Annotated in this window: 17 protein-coding genes; 4 read left to right on the top strand and 13 right to left on the bottom strand. The window is 69.8% G+C overall.

All coding sequences use genetic code 11. From position 1 onward, the window contains the following. Positions 1–2 precede the first annotated feature (2 nt). From ppc to secG, 3 genes are read right to left on the bottom strand one after another with little or no spacing between them, the layout of a single operon-like run. Positions 3–2,864: a phosphoenolpyruvate carboxylase gene (gene ppc, locus ACWDU4_RS20100; protein ID WP_450115678.1), complete on the bottom strand. Its 2,862-nt coding sequence runs from the start codon at positions 2,862–2,864 to the stop codon at positions 3–5. Between the two features lie 43 nt (positions 2,865–2,907). Then, positions 2,908–3,318 (bottom strand): PPOX class F420-dependent oxidoreductase, encoded by a 411-nt coding sequence (locus tag ACWDU4_RS20095; protein ID WP_450115677.1) that lies wholly within the window; start codon positions 3,316–3,318, stop codon positions 2,908–2,910. 1 nt (position 3,319) lies between these two features. After that, complete coding sequence (gene secG, locus ACWDU4_RS20090) at positions 3,320–3,553, bottom strand: preprotein translocase subunit SecG (protein WP_450115676.1); 234 nt, start codon at positions 3,551–3,553, stop codon at positions 3,320–3,322. Positions 3,554–3,850: 297 nt separating this feature from the next. Here secG and ACWDU4_RS20085 point away from each other — a divergent pair, with 297 nt between their 5' ends. After that, on the top strand, positions 3,851–4,774 hold the full coding sequence (locus ACWDU4_RS20085; RefSeq protein WP_450115675.1) for a tyrosine-protein phosphatase: 924 nt from the start codon (positions 3,851–3,853) through the stop codon (positions 4,772–4,774). A gap of 69 nt (positions 4,775–4,843) precedes the next feature. Here the strand turns inward: ACWDU4_RS20085 and ACWDU4_RS20080 are convergent, their stop codons facing one another. Continuing rightward, complete coding sequence (locus tag ACWDU4_RS20080; protein WP_450115674.1) at positions 4,844–6,502, bottom strand: FAD-binding dehydrogenase; 1,659 nt, start codon at positions 6,500–6,502, stop codon at positions 4,844–4,846. 7 nt (positions 6,503–6,509) lie between these two features. Then, positions 6,510–7,112: a TetR/AcrR family transcriptional regulator gene (locus tag ACWDU4_RS20075; RefSeq protein ID WP_450115673.1), complete on the bottom strand. Its 603-nt coding sequence runs from the start codon at positions 7,110–7,112 to the stop codon at positions 6,510–6,512. A gap of 118 nt (positions 7,113–7,230) precedes the next feature. Between ACWDU4_RS20075 and speG the strand changes: the two genes are divergently transcribed. Next, complete coding sequence (gene speG / locus ACWDU4_RS20070; RefSeq protein WP_450115672.1) at positions 7,231–7,752, top strand: spermidine N1-acetyltransferase; 522 nt, start codon at positions 7,231–7,233, stop codon at positions 7,750–7,752. Between the two features lie 18 nt (positions 7,753–7,770). On the opposite strand, the gene ACWDU4_RS20065 is transcribed toward speG, so the two are convergent. After that, positions 7,771–8,214, bottom strand: a complete 444-nt coding sequence (locus tag ACWDU4_RS20065) for a nitroreductase family deazaflavin-dependent oxidoreductase (protein ID WP_450115695.1) — start codon at positions 8,212–8,214, stop codon at positions 7,771–7,773. Positions 8,215–8,379: 165 nt separating this feature from the next. Between ACWDU4_RS20065 and ACWDU4_RS20060 the strand changes: the two genes are divergently transcribed. Both ACWDU4_RS20060 and ACWDU4_RS20055 read left to right on the top strand, forming a co-directional pair. Beyond that, a complete protein-coding gene (locus ACWDU4_RS20060; RefSeq protein WP_450115671.1) occupies positions 8,380–9,285 on the top strand; it encodes a tyrosine-protein phosphatase in 906 nt (301 codons plus the stop codon). A gap of 99 nt (positions 9,286–9,384) precedes the next feature. Beyond that, positions 9,385–9,867, top strand: a complete 483-nt coding sequence (locus ACWDU4_RS20055; protein ID WP_450115670.1) for a nuclear transport factor 2 family protein — start codon at positions 9,385–9,387, stop codon at positions 9,865–9,867. Positions 9,868–9,946: 79 nt separating this feature from the next. Here ACWDU4_RS20055 and tpiA read toward each other — a convergent pair whose 3' ends face one another. The 7 genes from tpiA to uvrC all read right to left on the bottom strand — a co-directional run bounded on the left by tpiA (position 9,947) and on the right by uvrC (position 18,255). After that, complete coding sequence (gene tpiA / locus ACWDU4_RS20050; protein WP_450115669.1) at positions 9,947–10,732, bottom strand: triose-phosphate isomerase; 786 nt, start codon at positions 10,730–10,732, stop codon at positions 9,947–9,949. A 2-nt stretch (positions 10,733–10,734) separates the two neighbouring features. Next, positions 10,735–11,946, bottom strand: a complete 1,212-nt coding sequence (locus ACWDU4_RS20045; RefSeq protein WP_450115668.1) for a phosphoglycerate kinase — start codon at positions 11,944–11,946, stop codon at positions 10,735–10,737. 5 nt (positions 11,947–11,951) lie between these two features. After that, the gene (gap, locus tag ACWDU4_RS20040) at positions 11,952–12,971 is read right to left on the bottom strand and encodes a type I glyceraldehyde-3-phosphate dehydrogenase (protein ID WP_450115667.1); all 1,020 of its coding nucleotides are present in this window, start codon (positions 12,969–12,971) and stop codon (positions 11,952–11,954) included. Positions 12,972–13,137: 166 nt separating this feature from the next. Beyond that, the gene (whiA, locus tag ACWDU4_RS20035) at positions 13,138–14,121 is read right to left on the bottom strand and encodes a DNA-binding protein WhiA (protein WP_450115666.1); all 984 of its coding nucleotides are present in this window, start codon (positions 14,119–14,121) and stop codon (positions 13,138–13,140) included. After that, positions 14,112–15,176 (bottom strand): gluconeogenesis factor YvcK family protein, encoded by a 1,065-nt coding sequence (locus ACWDU4_RS20030; RefSeq protein ID WP_450115665.1) that lies wholly within the window; start codon positions 15,174–15,176, stop codon positions 14,112–14,114. The genes whiA and ACWDU4_RS20030 overlap by 10 nt, the downstream gene beginning before the upstream one ends. Next, entirely contained in the window at positions 15,173–16,069 is an 897-nt protein-coding gene (gene rapZ / locus ACWDU4_RS20025; protein ID WP_450115664.1) for an RNase adapter RapZ, read from the bottom strand. The genes ACWDU4_RS20030 and rapZ overlap by 4 nt, the downstream gene beginning before the upstream one ends. Then, positions 16,066–18,255 carry an excinuclease ABC subunit UvrC gene (gene uvrC, locus ACWDU4_RS20020; RefSeq protein ID WP_450115663.1) on the bottom strand — a complete coding sequence of 730 codons (2,190 nt, stop codon included), beginning with the start codon at positions 18,253–18,255 and terminating at the stop codon, positions 16,066–16,068. Before uvrC ends, rapZ begins: the two co-directional genes overlap by 4 nt. Positions 18,256–18,301 lie beyond the last annotated feature (46 nt).

Raw genomic sequence — 18,301 nt, 5'->3', positions numbered from 1 at the left:
GGCTACCCGCTGTTGCGGAGCGCGGTGGCCAAACCGTTCATGGTCAGCTGGATGCCGCGGCGGACGAGGTCGCTGTCGTCGCCGGCGCGGTAGCGGCGCAGCAGTTCGACCTGCAGGTGGTTGAGGGGTTCGAGGTACGGGAACCGGTTGTAGATCGACCGTTCCAGCGCGGGGTTGTCCGCGGTCAGCGAGTCGTTTCCGGTGATCGCGCGGTACATCGCCACGGTCCGCGCATGTTCGGCGGCGATCATCCCGAAGACCCGTTCCCGCAGCGCTGCGTCGGGGACGAGTTCGGCGTAGCGCGCGGCGAGTCCGAGGTCGGACTTGGCCATCACCATCGCCATGTTCGACAGCACGGTGCGGAAGAACGGCCACCGCCGGTACAGGTCGGTGAGCCGGGCCAGCCGGTCCGCGTCGCCGCCGACCCAGGATTCGAACGCGGTGCCGGTGCCGTACCAGCCGGGCAGCATCACCCGCGCCTGGCTCCAGGACAGCACCCACGGGATGGCACGCAGGTCGGCGATCGACCGGGTGGGCTTGCGGGAGGTGGGCCGGGACCCGATGTTCAGCGCCCCGATCTCCGCGACCGGGGTGGAGGTGGTGAAGTACTCGACGAAACCCGGTGTGTCGTGGACGAGTTCCCCGTACGCGACGCGGGCCCGTTCGGCGAGGTCGTCGAGCAGCAGATAGGCGTCGTCGGCGTCGGGTCCGAGTCCCTCGACGTCGAGGAGCGACGACTCCAGGGTGGCTGCGAGCAGTGTCTCCAGGTTGCGGTGCGCGATCGGGGGCTGGGCGTACTTCGCGGCGATCACCTCACCCTGTTCGGTGATCCGCAGCGACCCGGCGACCGCGCCGGGCGGCTGGGCGAGGATCGCCTCGTAGCTCGGTCCGCCGCCGCGGCCGACGGTGCCGCCGCGACCGTGGAAGAGCCGCAATCGGATTCCGGTGTCGCGGGCGGCCTCCACGAGGTCGAGTTCGGCGCGGTAGAGCGCCCAGTTCGCGGCGAGGTAGCCGCCGTCCTTGTTGGAGTCCGAGTAGCCAAGCATCACCTCCTGCAGCCCGCCGTGGGCGTCGACGAGGGACCGGTACTCCGGCACCGCGAGAGCGGCGCGCAGCGTCGCCGCTCCCCCGCGCAGATCCTCGATGGTCTCGAACAGCGGCACCACGTTCGGTCCGCGATGGTCCGGTTCCCCCGGAACCAGCAGCCCGACCTCCTTGAGCAGCACCGCGGCCTCGAGCATGTCGCTGACGGAGGTGCACATGCTGATGATGCAGTTCGGGACGGCGGCGGCGCCGAGTTCGGCGACCGCGTCGGCGGCGGCCGCGAAGATGGCCAGCTCCGAGGTGGTGCGTTCACCGAACGTGGCGCCGGGACGGGTCAGCGGGCGCCGGGTGCGCAGTTCCGCGGCCAGCAGGGTGACCCGCTCGTCCTCGCCGAGCAACCGGTAGTCCGGATGCACCCCCGCCCACGCGAACAGTTCAGCGATCACCTCCTCGTGCACCTCCGAGTTCTGCCGCAGGTCCAGGCCGGCCAGGTGGAATCCGAACGCCTCCACCGATTCCCGGATCGTCGCGAGCCGGTCGTCGGCGAGGACGCCGTCGCCGTGCCCGCGTAGGGAGGTGTCGAGGACCGCCAGGTCGGCGAGCAGTTCGGTGGCGGTCCCGTAGGGCGCGAGCCCGGAGTCGGCGAGGGCGGCCGACGAGGTGCGGGCGAGGTCGTCGCCGAGCACCGCGATCGCGGTCTCCGTGAGCCGGGCCCGCATCCCGCGCAGCGCCCGCCGGTACGGTTCGTCCATCCGCGACGGCGCGTCGTCCCCGGACGCCGCGGCCAGGGCCTCCAGTTCGGCCGAGACGGTCACCAGGCGCACCGACATCGCCAGTTCCTGCTCGAGGGTCTCGAGGTCGTGCAGGTGCCGGTCGAGGGCGGTGGCCGCGGCCCGGTGCGTGGCCCGGTGCACCACGTCGGCGGTGACGTTGGGGTTGCCGTCCCGGTCGCCGCCGATCCAGGACCCGGTGCGCAGCATCGGTTCGGGCAGCAGACCGGCGTCCGGCCACCGCGTCCGCAACTCCCGGCGCAGCGCCGCATTGATCCTCGGAACCACCTCGAACAGCGCGGCGTCGTAGTACCGCAGCCCGACCTCGATCTCGTCCTGAATCCGCAACCTGGACAACCGGATCAGTGCGGTCTGCCAGAGGGTGAGGATCTGCCGGTACAGCCCGCCCTCGACCTCGGCGGCCTCCGCGGCGTCCAGCACGGTCCGGTCCCGAAGCCGCATCAGGTCGGTGATCCGGTTCTGCGTTTCGAAGACGGTGCGACGCCTCGTCTCGGTCGGATGGGCGGTGATCACCGGTACCACCTGTGCGCCCGCGAGTGCGTGCGCGACCACGGCCGAATCCAGCTGTGCGGCGTCGAGTTTCGCATAGGTCGCGGCGAGGCTGCTGTCCTGCGGCGGCTCCCCCGCCCGGATGTGGACTGCGCGGCGCCGCTCGCGGTGCAGGTCCTCGGCGAGGTTCGCCAGCAGCGCGAAGTGGCTGAATGCCCGGATCACCGGGATCGCCTGATCTACCGGCGTCTCGGCGAACAGGTCGGCGAGTTCGGCGCGGTCAACTTCGGAACGGCGCACCCGGAACGACTCGACCCGCGCGCGTTCGACCAGGTCGAACACCTCGACACCGGCCTGTTCGCGGACGACCCGCCCCAGGAGGCCGCCGAGCAGGCGGATGTCCTCACGCAACGGCTCGGTGGCGGACAGTCCGGATGCAGCCGCTCCGCTGCGCTGCGCGCCGGTACCCGATGCGGCGGCTCCGCTGCGCTGCGCGCCGGAAGCGCGGGACGGGTCGGGGCTGTGCTGCGACGTCGTCATCGCCCCAGTATCGGGGCGACGACGAGGTCCCGCAGTGCGAGCGTCAGGCCTTGAAAACGACCGCGTCGGGCGTGAGCCTGCCGATCACCCGGGGCGTGCCGGGGGCATCGAACTCCCAGCGCTCGGCGCCGGTGTACTTGGTGGCGAGGGTGTGGATCAGCGACCCGTCCGGGTCGTCGGTGAAGGTCACCGTGCCGCGCACCTCGAGGTAGCTGTAGGGCCGCGCCGCGGGATACACCAGCAGCGTCGCCCGCGGGTCACGTTCGAGGTTGCCGGTCTTGCGGCGGCCCTTAACGGTGGAGAACAGGACGTCGCCGCCATCGCGCTGCACCCAGATGACCGACAGCTGAGGCTGCCCGGACGGCTCGACGGTGGCGAGGGTCGCGAACTCGGGTGCGTCGATCAGCGCGGCACCCGCGTCGGGAAGGACCGCGGATCGGATCAGGTCCGCCACGTCAGCTGAACTTGATCTCGAGGCCGATGCCGACGATGGCGATCAGCCACAACGCGGCGGTGAAGACCGTCAGCCGGTCGAGGTTCTTCTCGACGACGGTGGACCCGGACAGGCTGGACTGCACGCCGCCGCCGAAGAGGCTGGACAGGCCGCCACCCTTGCCGCGGTGCAGCAGCACCAGCAGGACCAGCAGGAGGCTGGTCACGATCAGCAGGATGTCCAGGAAAAGTCTCATCTCGGCGGTACGCTGCCCTTCACGAAACGGTTGTGGCCACAAGTCGTCCCAGCCTACCCGCACGGCCGCACCGCCGACGACATCTGGTCGTTTTTCGAGACTGCCCAGAATTGCGCTCGTTCAGCGCGAGCGCTCGCCTCGTGCGGCCGCCGATCATCGATCGGACTGTGATGTGAATCACATTCACGTGGAATCTCCCGCCCAACGGGACCGTTTCGCCGCCATCGACCCTTTCCCTGTGACCCTCGTCTCACTTCCACTCCGGAAGCGCACGCACCTCCGTCAGAAGGGCCCTCGATGGCACAGTCCCGCACGGTGACCGGCCTCCTCGCCGTCACGACCGTTGCACTGCTCACACCCCTCGTCACCACTGGAATCGCGCAGGCCGCCCCTGCAGTCCCGGTGGTCATCGCCGACGTCCTGGGCACCGGGTCCGCAGGCGGATTCGGCAGTGCCGCTCCGGCGGCCGATGCGCCGCGCCTGGCGAGCGTCGACAACTTCCGTGACGTCGCAGGTACGGGCGACGGGTACTCGGCGGTCTTCGGCCTGTCGCACGTGAACAAGGGCGTGTTCTACCGCTCCAACGCGATCGTCCCGAACGAGGCCGATCTCGCCACCCTCGCGGGCCTCAACCTGTCCACCGTCTTCGACCTGCGCACCGACGCCGAGGTCGCAAAGAAGCCCGACGTGCTCCCCGACGGCGTCACCTACACCCATCTGCCGATCGGAGCAGGGGATTTCAGCACAGAGCTGTCACGGATCAAGTCCCCCGACGACTCGCGCACCTTCATGCAGTCGATGAACCGGCAGTTCGTCACCGGTGAGAACGAACGCGCCATGTTCGGCGCGATGCTCACCGACATGGCCACCGCGCAGGGGCCGATGGTGTTCCACTGCACCGCGGGCAAGGACCGGACAGGGTGGACGACCTACCTGCTCCTGTCCATCGCCGGGGTGAACTCCGAGACGATCATGGACGACTACCTGCTCACCAACGAGTACGCGAAGAACTCGATCGCCGCGAATCTCGAGTCCCTGCAGCGCCTCTTCGGCGATGCCGCGGTGAACATGGCGCCGCTGGTGTCGGTGGAGCCGAGCTTCCTGCAGGCGGGCATCGACCAGCTGACGGCCGACTACGGCACCCTGGACGCGTACCTCACCAAGGGGCTCGGTCTGTCCGCCGGCACCGTCGGCCTGTTGAAGGCCAAGCTGATCGGCTGATCACCGGGGACGCCCGTGCGTGGTGCGCGCCCCGACCGGGGTGACCACCACGCACGGGCCACGGCGCCGCTACAGCCGGCGCGCCAGCGCCCGCCCGGCGCTGCGGCCGGAGAAGATGCAGCCGCCCAGGAAGGTGCCTTCCAGCGCGTTGTAGCCGTGGACGCCGCCGCCGCCGAAGCCCGCGACCTCGCCCGCCGCGTACAGCCCGTCGAACGCGGCACCGTCCGGTCGGATCACCTGCGCGTCGAGGTTCGTCTCGAGCCCACCGAGCGTCTTGCGCGTCAGCAGGTTCAGCCGAACCGCGATCATCGGACCGTGCGCCGGATCCTGCAGCTTGTGCGGCTTGGCGACGCGGATCACCTTGTCCGCCGGGTAGGTGCGGGCGTTGCGGACGGCCATCATCTGCATGTCCTTGGAGTACGTGTTGTCCACCTCCCGGTCCCGGGCCACGACCTCGCGTTCCACCTGCGCGAAGTCCAGCGGCGGACCGGGGTTGATGGCGTTCATCCCGTCGACGAGGTCGCGCAGGTTGTCGCGGACGACGAAGTCCTCGCCGTGCTGCTTGAACGCCTCGACGGGTCCGGTCGCGCCCTTCTTGACGCGGCCGAGCAGCAGCTTGAGGTCCTTGCCGGTCATGTCGGGGTTCTGCTCGGAGCCCGAGAGCGCGAACTCCTTCTCGATGATCGACTGGGTGAGGACGAACCACGTGTGGTCGTGTCCGGTGCCGAGAATGTGCTTGAGCGTCGCGAGGGTGTCGAATCCGGGGAACAGCGGGACGGGCAGGCGCTGTCCGGTCGCGTCGAGCCACAGCGACGACGGGCCCGGAATGATCCGGATGGCGTGATTCGGCCAGATCGGGTCCCAGTTGACGATGCCCTCGGTGTAGTGCCACATGCGGTCGCGGTTGACGATGTTGCCGCCCGCGTCCTCGGTGATGCCGAGCATCCGGCCGTCGACGTGCGCGGGCACACCGGTGATCATCCGCTCCGGGACCCGGCCGAGCCGTTCGGTCGGCCAGTTCTTCTTGACCAGGTCGGGGTTGCCGCCGATGCCGCCGGAGGTGACGATCACCGCCTGCGCGCGCAGCTCGAACTCGCCGGCGCGGTCCCGATTGGACTTCACGCCGCGCGGTTCGTGGGACGGGGCGAGCACGGTGCCGCGGACACCGACCGCCGCACCGTTCTCGACGATCAGCTCGTCGACCTGGTGCCGGTACCGGAAGGTGACCAGCCCGCGGGCCGCGGCCTCGAGCACCGGTTCGCGGAAGACCCGCACCACCTCGGGGCCGGTGCCCCAGGTGATGTGGAAGCGCGGCACCGAATTGCCGTGCCCGGTGGCCAGTCCGCCGCCGCGTTCGGCCCACCCGACGTTCGGCATCACCCGCAGGCCCAGCTCGTGCAGGTAGGAGCGCTTGTCCCCGGCGGCGAAGTTCACGTACGCCTGGGCCCACTGCCGCGGCCAGTGGTCCTCGCGCTCGCGGTCGAATCCGGCACTGCCCAGCCAGTCCTGCAGCGCCAGCTCGTAGGAGTCCTTGATCCCCATGCGGCGCTGTTCGGGACTGTCGACGAGGAACAGGCCGCCGAGCGACCAGAACGCCTGCCCGCCGAGGTTGGCCTCGTTCTCCTGCTCGACGACCACGACGGACTTGCCCGCCCTGGTCAGTTCGTAGGTGGCGACCAGGCCGGCGAGCCCACCTCCGACGACGATGACATCGGCTGTCTCGGACATCTGCACCTCACTTGTTTTCGCTGTAACTACGGAGGACGTGGACGAACAGGTCGGTTCGGGCACGGGCGATCCGGGCGTCGTCGGGTTCCATCAGGACCTGGACGGACGTGCCGTCGTGGACGGCGACCAACGCACGGCCGAGCGCCTGCGGGTCGGTGATGCGGCGCCCGGCGCGCGCCAGTGCGTTCTCCACGACCGGCAGGATCGTCGCCTGGATGGCAGCCTCCCTGGCCGCCATCACCGATTTCAGTGCCGGGTTCCGGAGGGCGTGCGCGGTGAACTCTGCGGTGATCCGGTACCAGCGGTCCTCGACCGGGATCGCGGCGAGGATGCGGGCGGCGGCGCGGTCGAGGTCGAGGTCGAACTCGTCGGCCGATTCGTCCGCTGCCACCGCGTCCCGGATGTCGGCGAGCATTGCGGCCGACCGCTGCTCCCACATCGCGAGGAACAACTCGTCGAGCGAGTCGAAGTTGGAATAGAACGCCCCGCGCGTGAATCCGGCCCGCTCGCAGACCTGCTCGACGGTCGATCGACCGAACCCCTCCTCGGCGAACACGTCGAGGGCGGCGGCAAGCAACCGCTCCCGCGTCTGCGCTCGACTCCTCGGCATGTTCGATACATTAATGTATCGAACGGTCCGGTGGGGTCGATCCGGGCAACCGTCCGAGTCTGCGCCACACCGCCGCGACAGCGGCCGGGCACGACCCGTCGGCGATACGCTCGATTTCATGGCCGACAACTCGACGACGGCGAACCTGCGCCCCCTGGAACGAACCGACCTGCCGTTCGTGCATCGGCTGTTCAACGACTCGCAGGTGATGCGCTACTGGTTCGAGGAACCGTACGAGTCCCTCGCGGAACTGACGGAGCTGTACGACCGGCACGTCCACGACGAACGGGAGCGACGCTTCGTGATCGAGGTGGACGACGGCGCGGTCGGCCTCGTCGAGCTGGTGGAAATCGACTACATCCACCGCAACTGCGAGTTCCAGATCATCGTGGCGCCCGGGCACCAGGGCAAGGGTTATGCCGGCATCGCGACCCGCAAGGTGCTCGCCCACGCGTTCGGCGTGCTCAACCTTCACAAGGTCTACCTTCTCGTCGACACCGAGAACCACGCGGCCGTGCACATCTACGAGAAGGTCGGCTTCACCGTCGAAGGCGTACTGCGCGAGGAGTTCTTCGCCGCGGGCAGTTATCGCGACGCCACCCGGATGGGAATCTTCCAGCGCGACTTCCTCGCGCAGTAGGCCCGAACGACCCGGCGCTCAGCGCGGGGCGAGCACCACGACCGGGATCGGGCGGGTGGTGTGCCGCTGATACGCGCTGTACCGGTCACCGTTGTTGGCATCGGCGGCGGCGAACAGTCGCGCGTAGTCCGGGTCGTCGGGGCCGAGCAACCGAGCGGTGACCGGAATCCTCGTCGTGCCGACCCGGATCGACGCCTCCGGGTGCGCCTTCAGGTTGAAGTACCACCCCGGCGACTGCGGGGCACCACCCTTGGACGCCACGACGACGTAGTCCTCGCCGTCCCGCACGTACGTCAGGCTGCTGACGCGCGGCTGCCCCGTCTTGGCGCCGACGGTGTCGAGCAGCAGGCACGGCACCCCGAGGATGCGGTGACCGATCCGGCCGTTCGTGCGCTCGTACACCCACTGATGGAATCGCAGCACCTGCACTCCGGCCTTCTTGACGATCGGGTTCTCCTCGATCTGCACGAGACCACCTCCGGATTGTGTGTGACCAAGCGTAACCAGACCGGACCCGGCCAGGGCGACCGAAATCACACCCGGCACCCACTGATCGGGACAGAACCGACGTCGGCACCCTCGCCGCCCTACCGTCCCGGAATGCCCAAACCGCATGAAGGGACCCCAATGAGCCTGTCCGCCAACCGGATCCGTCGCCACGCCCTCGCCGCCATTGCGTTGACCGGCGCCATGTCGATCACCGGCCCTCTCGTTGCGCACGCCGAGCCCGCCACCTTCGGCCTCGCCGATCTCGGATCCGCCACCACGTCACCGGCGGAGACTCCGCGCCTGTCCTCGGTGAACAACTTCCGGGACATCGCGGGACCGGACTCCGGCTATGTCGGCGCCGGGGGCCTGCATGTCCGCCGGGGGCTGTTCTACCGGTCCAACGTCCTCACGCCGAACGCGGCAGATCTCGCCGCGCTCGAGAGTCTGGGTCTGACGGCGGTGTACGACCTGCGCACCGAGGCCGAGGTTGCCGCCAAGCCCGAGACCGTGCCCACCGGGGCCGCCTACACCCGGATCTCGGTCCTCGCCGCCGACCCCAGCGCCGACATCGCGTCCCTCGAGACCCCGGAGCAGGCTCGCGCCTACGTGCAGGGCGGATACCGCGACACCGCGAACGACACCGTGGCACGGGCCGGCTACGGACAACTGCTGACCGCACTCGCGGAGACCTCTGGGCCGCAGGTCTTCAACTGCACCGCGGGCAAGGACCGCACGGGCTGGGCCACCGCGCTGCTGCTGAGCATCGTCGGCGTCTCACGCGAGACCATCGTGCAGGACTACCTGCTGAGCAACGAGTACTCCGCCGCGACCATCCAGGCCTCGATCGACCGCGTTGCCGCGACGAAGGGCGAGGCGGCCGCCGCGGTCTACCGGGAACTCCTCGGCGTCGACGCGAGCTACCTCGAGGCCTCGTTCGCCGAGGTCGACAAGAACTACGGCACCTTCGACCGGTACCTCGTCGACGGCCTCGGACTCTCGCCCGCGACGATCGCCAAGCTGAAGTTCACGCTTCTGGTCGGGTAGGCGAGTTCGGACGGGCGCGTCCAGGTGTCGGCGCGCCCGTCCGGGGACCGACTTCCTCGCCGCACTGCCAAGTTCGGCCGGATCCGCGACACTGGAGTGATGAGGGCTTGGTTCCCCCTGGGTGCGGCGACGGTGATCGCCGGACGGTATCTGCTGCTCCGCGCGCTGCTGCGCAAGTTCCGCGGAGACCTCGCCGCGCTCAACGCCGGAGACCATCGCCCGCTGCTCGGCTCGTATCACCCCGACGCCGTCCTCCGTTTCGCCGACGGCGATCACCGCTGGGCGGGCGTACACCGGGGCCGGCCGGCGATCGAGCGTTTCCTCGAGAGCTTCGTCAGGACCGGACTCCAGGGCGAGATCGTCGAGGCCTACTTCGGCGGCGCGCCGTGGCGGCTGACCATCGTCGCCCGCTTCGACGATCACGCGATCGGACCCGACGGTGCAGTCCTGTACCGGAACCGCTCCGTTCTCCTGCTGCGCACGAGGTGGGGACGCGTCGTCGAGCAGGAGGACTTCTTCGAGGACACCACCCGGATCGCGGCCTTCGACGCCCGCCTCCGGGAGCTGGAGCAGCACGACTGAACCGAGCCCGAAACGCCGGTGGGCGCGTCGTCCTCGAAAGGTCCACGCGCCCACCGGCGTTCGTTCGGTGACACTCAGATCACGGGAGGGGTCCCCCGGCGGCGATCGCGGAGAGCGTCGCGAACTCGTCGGCCTTGAGCGAGGCTCCGCCCACGAGGCCGCCGTCGACGTCGGGCTGAGCGACGAGCTCACCGACGTTCTTGGCGTTGACCGAGCCGCCGTAGAGCACCCGCACGTCCGCCGCGACCTCGGCGGAGGCCAGCTCGGCGAGGGTGGCGCGCACCGCGGCGCACACCTCCTGCGCGTCGGCGGCCGAGGCCACCTTGCCGGTGCCGATGGCCCACACCGGCTCGTACGCGACGACGATCTTGCCGATCTGCTCCGCCGAGAGGCCCGCGAGCGAGCCCTTCAGCTGCGCGACGTTGTACGCGACGTGGTCGCCGGCCTCGCGGATGTCGAGACCTTCGCCGATGCAGACGATCGGGGTGATCCCGTTCGCCAGCGCCGCCTTGGTCTTCGCGAGCACGATCTCGTCGGTCTCGCCGTGGTACTGGCGACGCTCCGAGTGCCCGACCACGACGTAGGTGCAGCCCAGCTTGGCCAGCATCGACCCGCTGATCTCACCGGTGTACGCGCCGGACTCGTGCTGGGAGACGTCCTGCGCACCGTAGGTGAGCAGGAGCTTGTCGCCCTCGACCAGGGTCTGCACGGACCGGATGTCGGTGAACGGCGGGATCACCGTCACGTCGACCTTGTCGAAGTACTTCTCGGGCAGCGAGAAGGCGATCTTCTGCACCAGGGCGATGGCCTCGAGGTGGTTGAGATTCATCTTCCAGTTGCCTGCAATGAGCGGCTTGCGTGCCATGCCTACGCCTCCAGCACTTCGAGGCCGGGCAGCGTCTTGCCCTCGAGGTACTCGAGGGAGGCGCCGCCGCCGGTGGAGATGTGCGAGAAGCCGTCCTCGGGCAGACCCAGCAGCCGCACCGCGGCCGCCGAGTCGCCGCCGCCGACGACGCTGAACGCGCCCTTGCCGGTGGCACCGATGATCGCCTCGGCGACCCCCTTGGTGCCGGCGGAGAACTTCTCGAACTCGAACACGCCCATCGGCCCGTTCCAGAACACCGTCTTGGCGCCGGACAGGATCGCCGCGAAGCGTTCCACCGACTCCGGTCCGATGTCCAGGCCCATCCAGCCGTCCGGGATCTCCAGCACGGACACCCTCCTGGCCTCCGCGTCGGCGGAGAAGGAGTCCGCGATCACCACGTCCTGCGGGATGTGGATGACGTCGGCGTACCGCTCCAGCAGCGACTTGCAGGTTTCGATCATCGACTCCTCGCACAGCGAGTTGCCCACCGAGACCCCTTGCGCGGCAAGGAAGGTGTAGTACATGCCGCCGCCGATGACCAGGGTGTCGGCCTTGGTGGCCAGCGCCTCGATCACGGCGAGCTTGTCGGAGACCTTCGAACCGCCGAGCACGACCGCGTACGGCCGCTCGGAGTCCTGCGTCAGCTTCTGCAGGACCTCGACCTCGGTCGCGACGAGGGTGCCCGCGTAGTGCGGCAGCAGCGTCGCGACGTCGTAGACGGACGCCTGCTTGCGGTGCACGACACCGAACCCGTCCGACACGAACGCGCCGTTCATGTCGGTCAGTTCGACGAGTGCCTTCGCCAGCGCGAGCCGCTCCGCGTCGTCCTTGCTGGTCTCGCGCGGATCGAAGCGGATGTTCTCGAGCAGCAGCACGTCTCCGTCGGTGAGGCCCTCGGCCCGCGCGAGCGCGTCCTGGCCGACGACGTCACCGGCGAGCTGGACGTTGCGGCCGAGCACCTCGCCGAGCTTCGCGGCGACCGGCGCCAGCGACAGCGCCGGGTCCGGCTCGCCCTTCGGGCGACCCAGGTGCGCCATCACGATGACCTTGGCCCCGGCCTCGGCCAGCGCCGAGATGGTCGGCGCCGAGGCCAGGATGCGGCCCGGATCGGTGATGGTGTCTCCGTCCAGCGGGACGTTGAGGTCCGAGCGCACCAGCACGGCGCGACCGGCGACCCCCTCGTCCAGCAGGTCCTTCAGCGTCTTGACTCCCACCGCGATCAGAGGGACTTCGAGACGAGACCGATGAGGTCCGCGAGACGGTTGGAGTAGCCCCACTCGTTGTCGTACCAGGAGACGACCTTGACCTGGTCGTCGATGACCTTGGTCAGCCCGGCGTCGAAGATCGACGAGTGCGGGTCGGTGACGATGTCCGAGGAGACGATCGGCGCCTCGGTGTACTTCAGGATGCCCTTGAGCGGGCCCTCGGCCGCGGCCTTCATCGCGGCGTTGATGTCCTCGATGGACGCCGTCTTCTTCAGGTTCGCGGTCAGGTCGGTGACCGAGCCCGTCGGGATCGGCACGCGCAGCGCGTAGCCGTCGAGCTTGCCGAGCAGCTGCGGCAGGACCAGGCCGATGGCCTTGGCGGCGCCGGTGCCGGTCGGGACGACGTTCAGCGCGGCGGCGCGGGCGCGACGCAGGTCGCTGTGCGGGCCGTCCTGCAGGTTCTGGTCCTGGGTGTAGGCGTGGACCGTGGTCATCAGACCCTTGACGATGCCGAACTCGTCGTCGAGCACCTTGGCGATCGGGCCGAGGCAGTTCGTGGTGCACGAGGCGTTGGAGATGATGTTCTGGCTGCCGTCGTACTTGTCGTCGTTGACGCCCATCACGATGGTGATGTCCTCGCCCTTGGCGGGCGCGGAGATGATGACCTTCTTGGCGCCGGCCTCGAGGTGGCCCTTGGCCTTGGCGGCGTCGGTGAAGATGCCGGTGGACTCGACGACGACGTCGACACCGAGGTCGCCCCACGGCAGCTCGTTGAGCGGGCCGCGGTGCGCGAGCGCCTTGATCTTCTTGTCGCCGACGACGATGGTGTCGTCGCCCTCGAGCGAGACGTCGTGCGGCAGGCGGCCGAGGATGGAGTCGTACTTGAGCAGGTGAGCGAGGGTCGCGTTGTCGGTCAGGTCGTTGACCGCCACGATCTCGATGTCGGTGGTGCCGAGCGCCTTCTGCGCATCGACGGCCCTGAAGAAGTTACGTCCGATACGGCCGAAGCCGTTGACGCCTACCCGGACAGTCACAATTCGCTCCTTTTGACCAGTTTTCATGTGCAGTGATCAGATGTGTGCCACAGCCTAGTGGGCGCACTCGGTGGCGCCCACCACTCCCCCGGACGGGCTCAATGAGAAACCCCACCCCGGCGCGCGGGCGCTTCGCGGTGGTGCGCGGCACCAGCTTCCGTGACGACTATGCCTCGTCGAGCAGGTCCGCGGTGACCGCGGACTCGGTGTCCGGGACGCCGGTCTCCTTGGCCTTCCGGTCCGCCATCGACAGCAGCCGGCGGATCCGCCCGGCAACCGCGTCCTTCGTCATCGGCGGGTCGGCCAGCTGGCCCAGTTCCTCGAGCGATGCCTGGCGGTGCTGCACCCGCAGGCTGCCCGCCGCGGCGAGGTGGTCCGGCACGTCCTCGCCGAGGATGTCGAGCGCCCGCTCGACCCGGGCCGCGGCCGCGACCGCGGCCCGCGCCGACCGGCGCAGGTTGGCGTCGTCGAAATTGGCGAGCCGGTTCGCGGTGGCGCGCACCTCCCGGCGCATCCGCCGTTCCTCCCAGGTCAACCGCGTGTCCTGGGCACCCATCCGGGTGAGCAGCGCGCCGATCGCGTCCCCGTCCCGAACCACTACGCGGTCAGCGCCACGCACCTCGCGTGCCTTCGCCGACACCCCGAGGCGCCGCGCCGCACCGACCAGCGCGAGGGCGGCCTCCGGACCCGGGCAGCTGATCTCCAGCGCCGACGAGCGGCCCGGTTCGGTCAGCGAACCGTGGGCGAGGAACGCCCCCCGCCAGGCGGCCTCGGAGTCGACGATGCTGCCGCCGACGACCTGGGCCGGCAGCCCGCGCACCGGCCTGCCGCGCATGTCCAGCAGCCCGGTCTGACGCGCGAGGGCCTCCCCGTCCTTGTTCACCCGCACGATGTACCGGGCGCTCTTGCGCAGTCCACCCGCGCCGAGCACGTGCACCTCGGCGCCGTAGCCGTAGAGGTCGTGGATCTCGCCCCGCAGTCGGCGGGCCGTCGAGCCGAGGTCCACCTCGGCCTCGACGACGACCCGACCGGCGACAATGTGCAGTCCGCCTGCGAACCGCAGCAACGACGACACCTCCGCCTTGCGTGCGGACACCTGGGTCACCACGAGCCGACTCAGCTCGTCCTTGACCTCTGCTGTCATTGCCACGAACTGGGCTCCCTTCCCGTATGTGTCGATTCCGCTTCGCGGTCGTCGGTGTCTCCGGCCGCACAGCCGTGCCGATCCCCCCGCGCGAGCGCCGCCGAGGCGATGTCGTCGAGCGCGGCGGCGAGTTTGCCCGGGTGATGTGTGGCGGTTCCGGGTCGCGCGACATCGGCATAGCCGACGGTGGCGCCGAGGCGCCCGGCCGCGCGGCACAGATGTTCGCGTTCGCGTCCGGCCGGGACCGATTCCGCATCGACGAGGACGTCGTCGACCCGCAGGTCCGGCGCGTGTTGCGCGAGGACGTGCAGGTGCCGTTCGGCGGAGAAGCCCGCGGTCTCCCCCGGTTCCGGTGCGAGGTTGAGGATCAGCGCCTTACGCGCGCTCGTCTCCCGCAGCGCTGCCGCCAGTTCGGGCACCACCACGTGCGGGATGACACTGGTGAACCACGAGCCGGGCCCGAGCAGCACCAGATCCGCCCGCCCGATCGCGGCGAGCGCGTCGGCGGTGGCCGGAGGATCGGGCGGCACGAGCCGGACCCGACGCACCTGACCGGGCGTCGTCGCGACCGCGACCTGCCCGCGAATGGTCCGGCACACCCGCGGATCGGCCTCCAGCCCCACCACGTCCGCCTCGATGGCGAGCGGGATCGGCGACATCGGCAGGACCCGGCCGCGGATCCGCAGCACCCGGGCCATCTCGTCGAGCGCGCTGACGGTGTCGCCGAGCACCTCGGTGAGGCCTGCCAGGATCAGGTTGCCGACGGAGTGACCGGCCAGCGCGCCGGTGCCGCCGAAACGGTGCTGCAGCGTCGACGTCCAGGTCTGCACGTCGGGTTCGTCGGCGGCGAGGGCGGCGAGAGCCATCCGCAGATCACCCGGCGGGATGACGCCGAGTTCGGAACGCAACCTGCCCGACGAGCCGCCGTCGTCGGCGACCGTGACCACCGCGGTCACGTCGTCACTGAGCCGCCGTGCCGCGCTGAGCGTCGCGTACAGTCCGTGCCCGCCGCCGAGCGCGACGATCGACGGACCCCGCCCGTCCCGTTCCGGCACCGTCATTCGCGCCCCAAATCGCGGTGCACGACCTTCACCGTGATGCCCGTGTCCGCCGCGAGCCGGGCCGCGAGGGCCTCGGTCATCGCGACACTGCGGTGTTTGCCGCCGGTGCATCCGACCGCGATCGTCATGTAGCGCTTGCCCTCCCGGCGGTATCCGTTCGTCGTCAATTCGACGACGTGATGGTAGGTGTCGAGATAGTCCTGCGCGCCCTCCTGGCCGAGGACGTAGTCACGCACGGAGTCCTCGCGGCCGGTGTGTTCGCGCAATGCGGGGATCCAGTGCGGGTTGGGCAGGAACCGTACGTCGCAGACCAGGTCCGCGTCCATGGGCAGCCCGTACTTGAATCCGAACGACTGCACGGTCACCGCGATGGACGCGGCGTTCCCGCCGCCGAACGCGGCCTCCACCCGGTGTCGCAGCTCGTGCGCAGAAAGCGACGACGTGTCGATGACCAGGTCGGCATCGGCCCGCACGGGCGCCAGCCGAGCCCGCTCGGCGGCGATGCCCTCGATCAGCGTCCCGTCGCTGCCCTCGCTCTGCAGCGGATGGCTGCGCCGGTTGTGCTCGAATCGGCGCACCAGCACGGCGTCGCTGGCCTCTAGGAACAGCACCCGGGTGCGGGTCGCCTTCTCGGCGACCTCCTTGACGACCGTCGCCAGTTCGCCGGTGAAGCGCCGGCTGCGCACGTCGATGACCACCGCGAGTTTCGGGATCCGCGAGGTCGGGGACAGCCCGAGGTCGACCATCCGCGTGATCAGCTCGGGGGGCAGGTTGTCCGCGACGTACCAGCCCATGTCCTCGAGCACCTTCGCGGCCGTGCTCAGGCCCGCACCGGACAGTCCGGTCACCAGGGCCACGTCGATGTCCAGCTGTTCGCGGGCGTTCTCGGTCACTCGACTCCTGCCCTTCTCGACTCGGCGGTTCTCGATTCGGTAATCATCGATCGCGGATCATCATCCCCCACGCGGACCGAATCGTCGGTTTCCTCCGCCGTGGTGTCAGCGGTGTCACCGATGATCTTCACCGCAGTGCCGCCCGAGTTTTCCGCCGGAGCGTCCCCGCCGAGCGCCGCGAGTACCGCCCTGGCGGTGGTGATCCCGACTCCGGGAACGGCGGTGATCTCCTCGACCGTCGCCTCCTTGAGCTTCGCGACGGAACCGAAGTGGGTGACGAGCGCGGTGCGGCGGGTCTCGCCGAGACCCTTCACCGAATCGAGCGCGGACGCGGTCATCCGGCGCGAGCGCTTGCTGCGATGGAAGGTGATCGCGAATCGGTGCGCCTCGTCCCGGACCCGCTGCAGCAGGAACAGCGCCTCGCTGGTGCGCGGCAGGATCACCGGGTCCTCCTCCCCCGGTACCCACACCTCCTCGAGACGCTTCGCGAGGCCGACGACCGCGACATCGGTGATGCCGAGGTCGTCGAGGACCGCCGCAGCCGCGGTGACCTGTGGCTTGCCGCCGTCGACGACGAACAGGTTCGGCGGGTACGCGAACCGCCGCGGCCGGCCCGTCTGCGGGTCCAGCGCCGCGGCCGGCGCGAGGTCCCCGCCGTCCTGATCGAGTGCCGCCGCCGTGTTGGTCGGCGGCACCGCCGCCGTGTCCACGGGCGGCACCGCCGCCGTGTCCTGCGCGTGCCGCAGGAACCGCCGCCGGGTCACCTCCGCGATGGAGGCGACGTCGTCGGAGTGACCGTCCCCGGCGGCCTCCCTGATCGAGTAGTGCCGGTAGTCGGACTTGCGCGGCAGGCCGTCCTCGAAGACGACGAGGGAGGCGACCACGTCGGTGCCCTGCACGTGGCTGATGTCGATGCACTCGATGCGCAACGGCGCCTCGTCCAGGTCGAGCGCCTCCTGGATGCCCTGCAAGGCCGCCGAGCGCGACGTCAGGTCACCCGCCCGCTTGAGCTTGTGTTGCGCGAGAGCCTCTTTCGCGTTGCGTTCGACGGTCTCGGCGAGGGTCTTCTTGTCGCCGCGTTGCGGGACCCGCAGCGACACCGCGGACCCGCGGAGCCCGCTGAGCCACTCCTGCAACTTGTCCACGTCGGCGGGCAGCACCGGCACCAGCACCTCCCGCGGCACGACGGTCACCTTGTCGGCCTGCAGTCCGGGCGGGTCGGCGAGCGCGGCCTGTTCGCCGTAGAACTGGGTGACGAACTGTTCGACGAGGTCCCCCAACCCGCCGTCCGCGTTGTCGTCGCTGTCGCCGGTGAGTTCGACGACCCAGCCGCGCTGTCCGCGGACCCGGCCGCCGCGCACGTGGAACACCTGCACGGAGACCTCGAGGTCGTCGGCGGCGAACGCGACGACGTCGGCGTCGGTGCCGTCGCCGAGCACCACGGCCTGCTTCTCCAGCGCCTTGCGCAGCGCCCCGAGGTCGTCGCGGAGCCGGGCCGCGCTCTCGAAGTCCAGGTCGTCGGAGGCACGCTGCATGCGGTGCTCGAGTTCACGGACCAGTTTGTCGGTGCGCCCGGCGAGGAAGTCGCAGAAGTCCTCGACGATGCGCCGGTGCTCGGCGGCGCTGACCCGCCCGACGCACGGCGCGGAACACTTGTCGATGTAGCCGAGCAGGCAGGGGCGGCCGATCTGGTTGTGCCGCTTGAACACTCCCGCCGAGCAGGTGCGCGCCGGGAACACCCGCAACAGCAGGTCGAGTGTTTCGCGGATCGCCCAGGCGTGCGAGTACGGACCGAAGTAGCGGACGTCCTTGCGGCGCGGGCCACGGTAGACGAACAGCCGCGGGTACTCCTCGTTCAGCGTCACCGCGAGCACCGGGTAGGTCTTGTCGTCGCGGTAGCGGACGTTGAACCGGGGGTCGAACTCCTTGATCCAGTTGTACTCGAGTTGCAGCGCCTCGACCTCGGTGCCGACCACCGTCCATTCGACGCTGCCCGCCGTGGTGACCATCTGCCGGGTCCGCGGATGCAGCGAGGCGACGTCCGCGAAATACGAGTTCAGCCGGCTCCGCAGGCTCTTCGCCTTGCCGACGTAGATGACCCGGCCGTGGGGATCGCGGAACTTGTACACGCCCGGCTGCGTCGGAATGGTTCCGGTGGCGGGGCGATAGGTGGCGGGATCGGGCACGAATCCAGGTTAGTCGGATGCTCCGACGCGCCGCGGACCGGCGAGT

This window comes from Rhodococcus sp. NPDC003348, assembly GCF_053589375.1.
Note: the sequence above shows the minus strand (reverse complement) of the source record. Positions and strands in the feature narration are given on the sequence as shown.

What these genes read in the sequence shown, in the direction of transcription:
- ppc (WP_450115678.1), bottom strand. Translation starts at nt 2,864, where the DNA reads ATGACGACGTCGCAGCACAGCCCCGACCCGTCCCGCGCTTCCGGCGCG.
- secG (WP_450115676.1), bottom strand. Translation starts at nt 3,553, where the DNA reads ATGAGACTTTTCCTGGACATCCTGCTGATCGTGACCAGCCTCCTGCTG.
- ACWDU4_RS20085 (WP_450115675.1), top strand. Translation starts at nt 3,851, where the DNA reads ATGGCACAGTCCCGCACGGTGACCGGCCTCCTCGCCGTCACGACCGTT.
- ACWDU4_RS20080 (WP_450115674.1), bottom strand. Translation starts at nt 6,502, where the DNA reads ATGTCCGAGACAGCCGATGTCATCGTCGTCGGAGGTGGGCTCGCCGGC.
- ACWDU4_RS20075 (WP_450115673.1), bottom strand. Translation starts at nt 7,112, where the DNA reads ATGCCGAGGAGTCGAGCGCAGACGCGGGAGCGGTTGCTTGCCGCCGCC.
- speG (WP_450115672.1), top strand. Translation starts at nt 7,231, where the DNA reads ATGGCCGACAACTCGACGACGGCGAACCTGCGCCCCCTGGAACGAACC.
- ACWDU4_RS20060 (WP_450115671.1), top strand. Translation starts at nt 8,380, where the DNA reads ATGAGCCTGTCCGCCAACCGGATCCGTCGCCACGCCCTCGCCGCCATT.
- ACWDU4_RS20055 (WP_450115670.1), top strand. Translation starts at nt 9,385, where the DNA reads ATGAGGGCTTGGTTCCCCCTGGGTGCGGCGACGGTGATCGCCGGACGG.
- tpiA (WP_450115669.1), bottom strand. Translation starts at nt 10,732, where the DNA reads ATGGCACGCAAGCCGCTCATTGCAGGCAACTGGAAGATGAATCTCAAC.
- ACWDU4_RS20030 (WP_450115665.1), bottom strand. Translation starts at nt 15,176, where the DNA reads ATGACGGTGCCGGAACGGGACGGGCGGGGTCCGTCGATCGTCGCGCTC.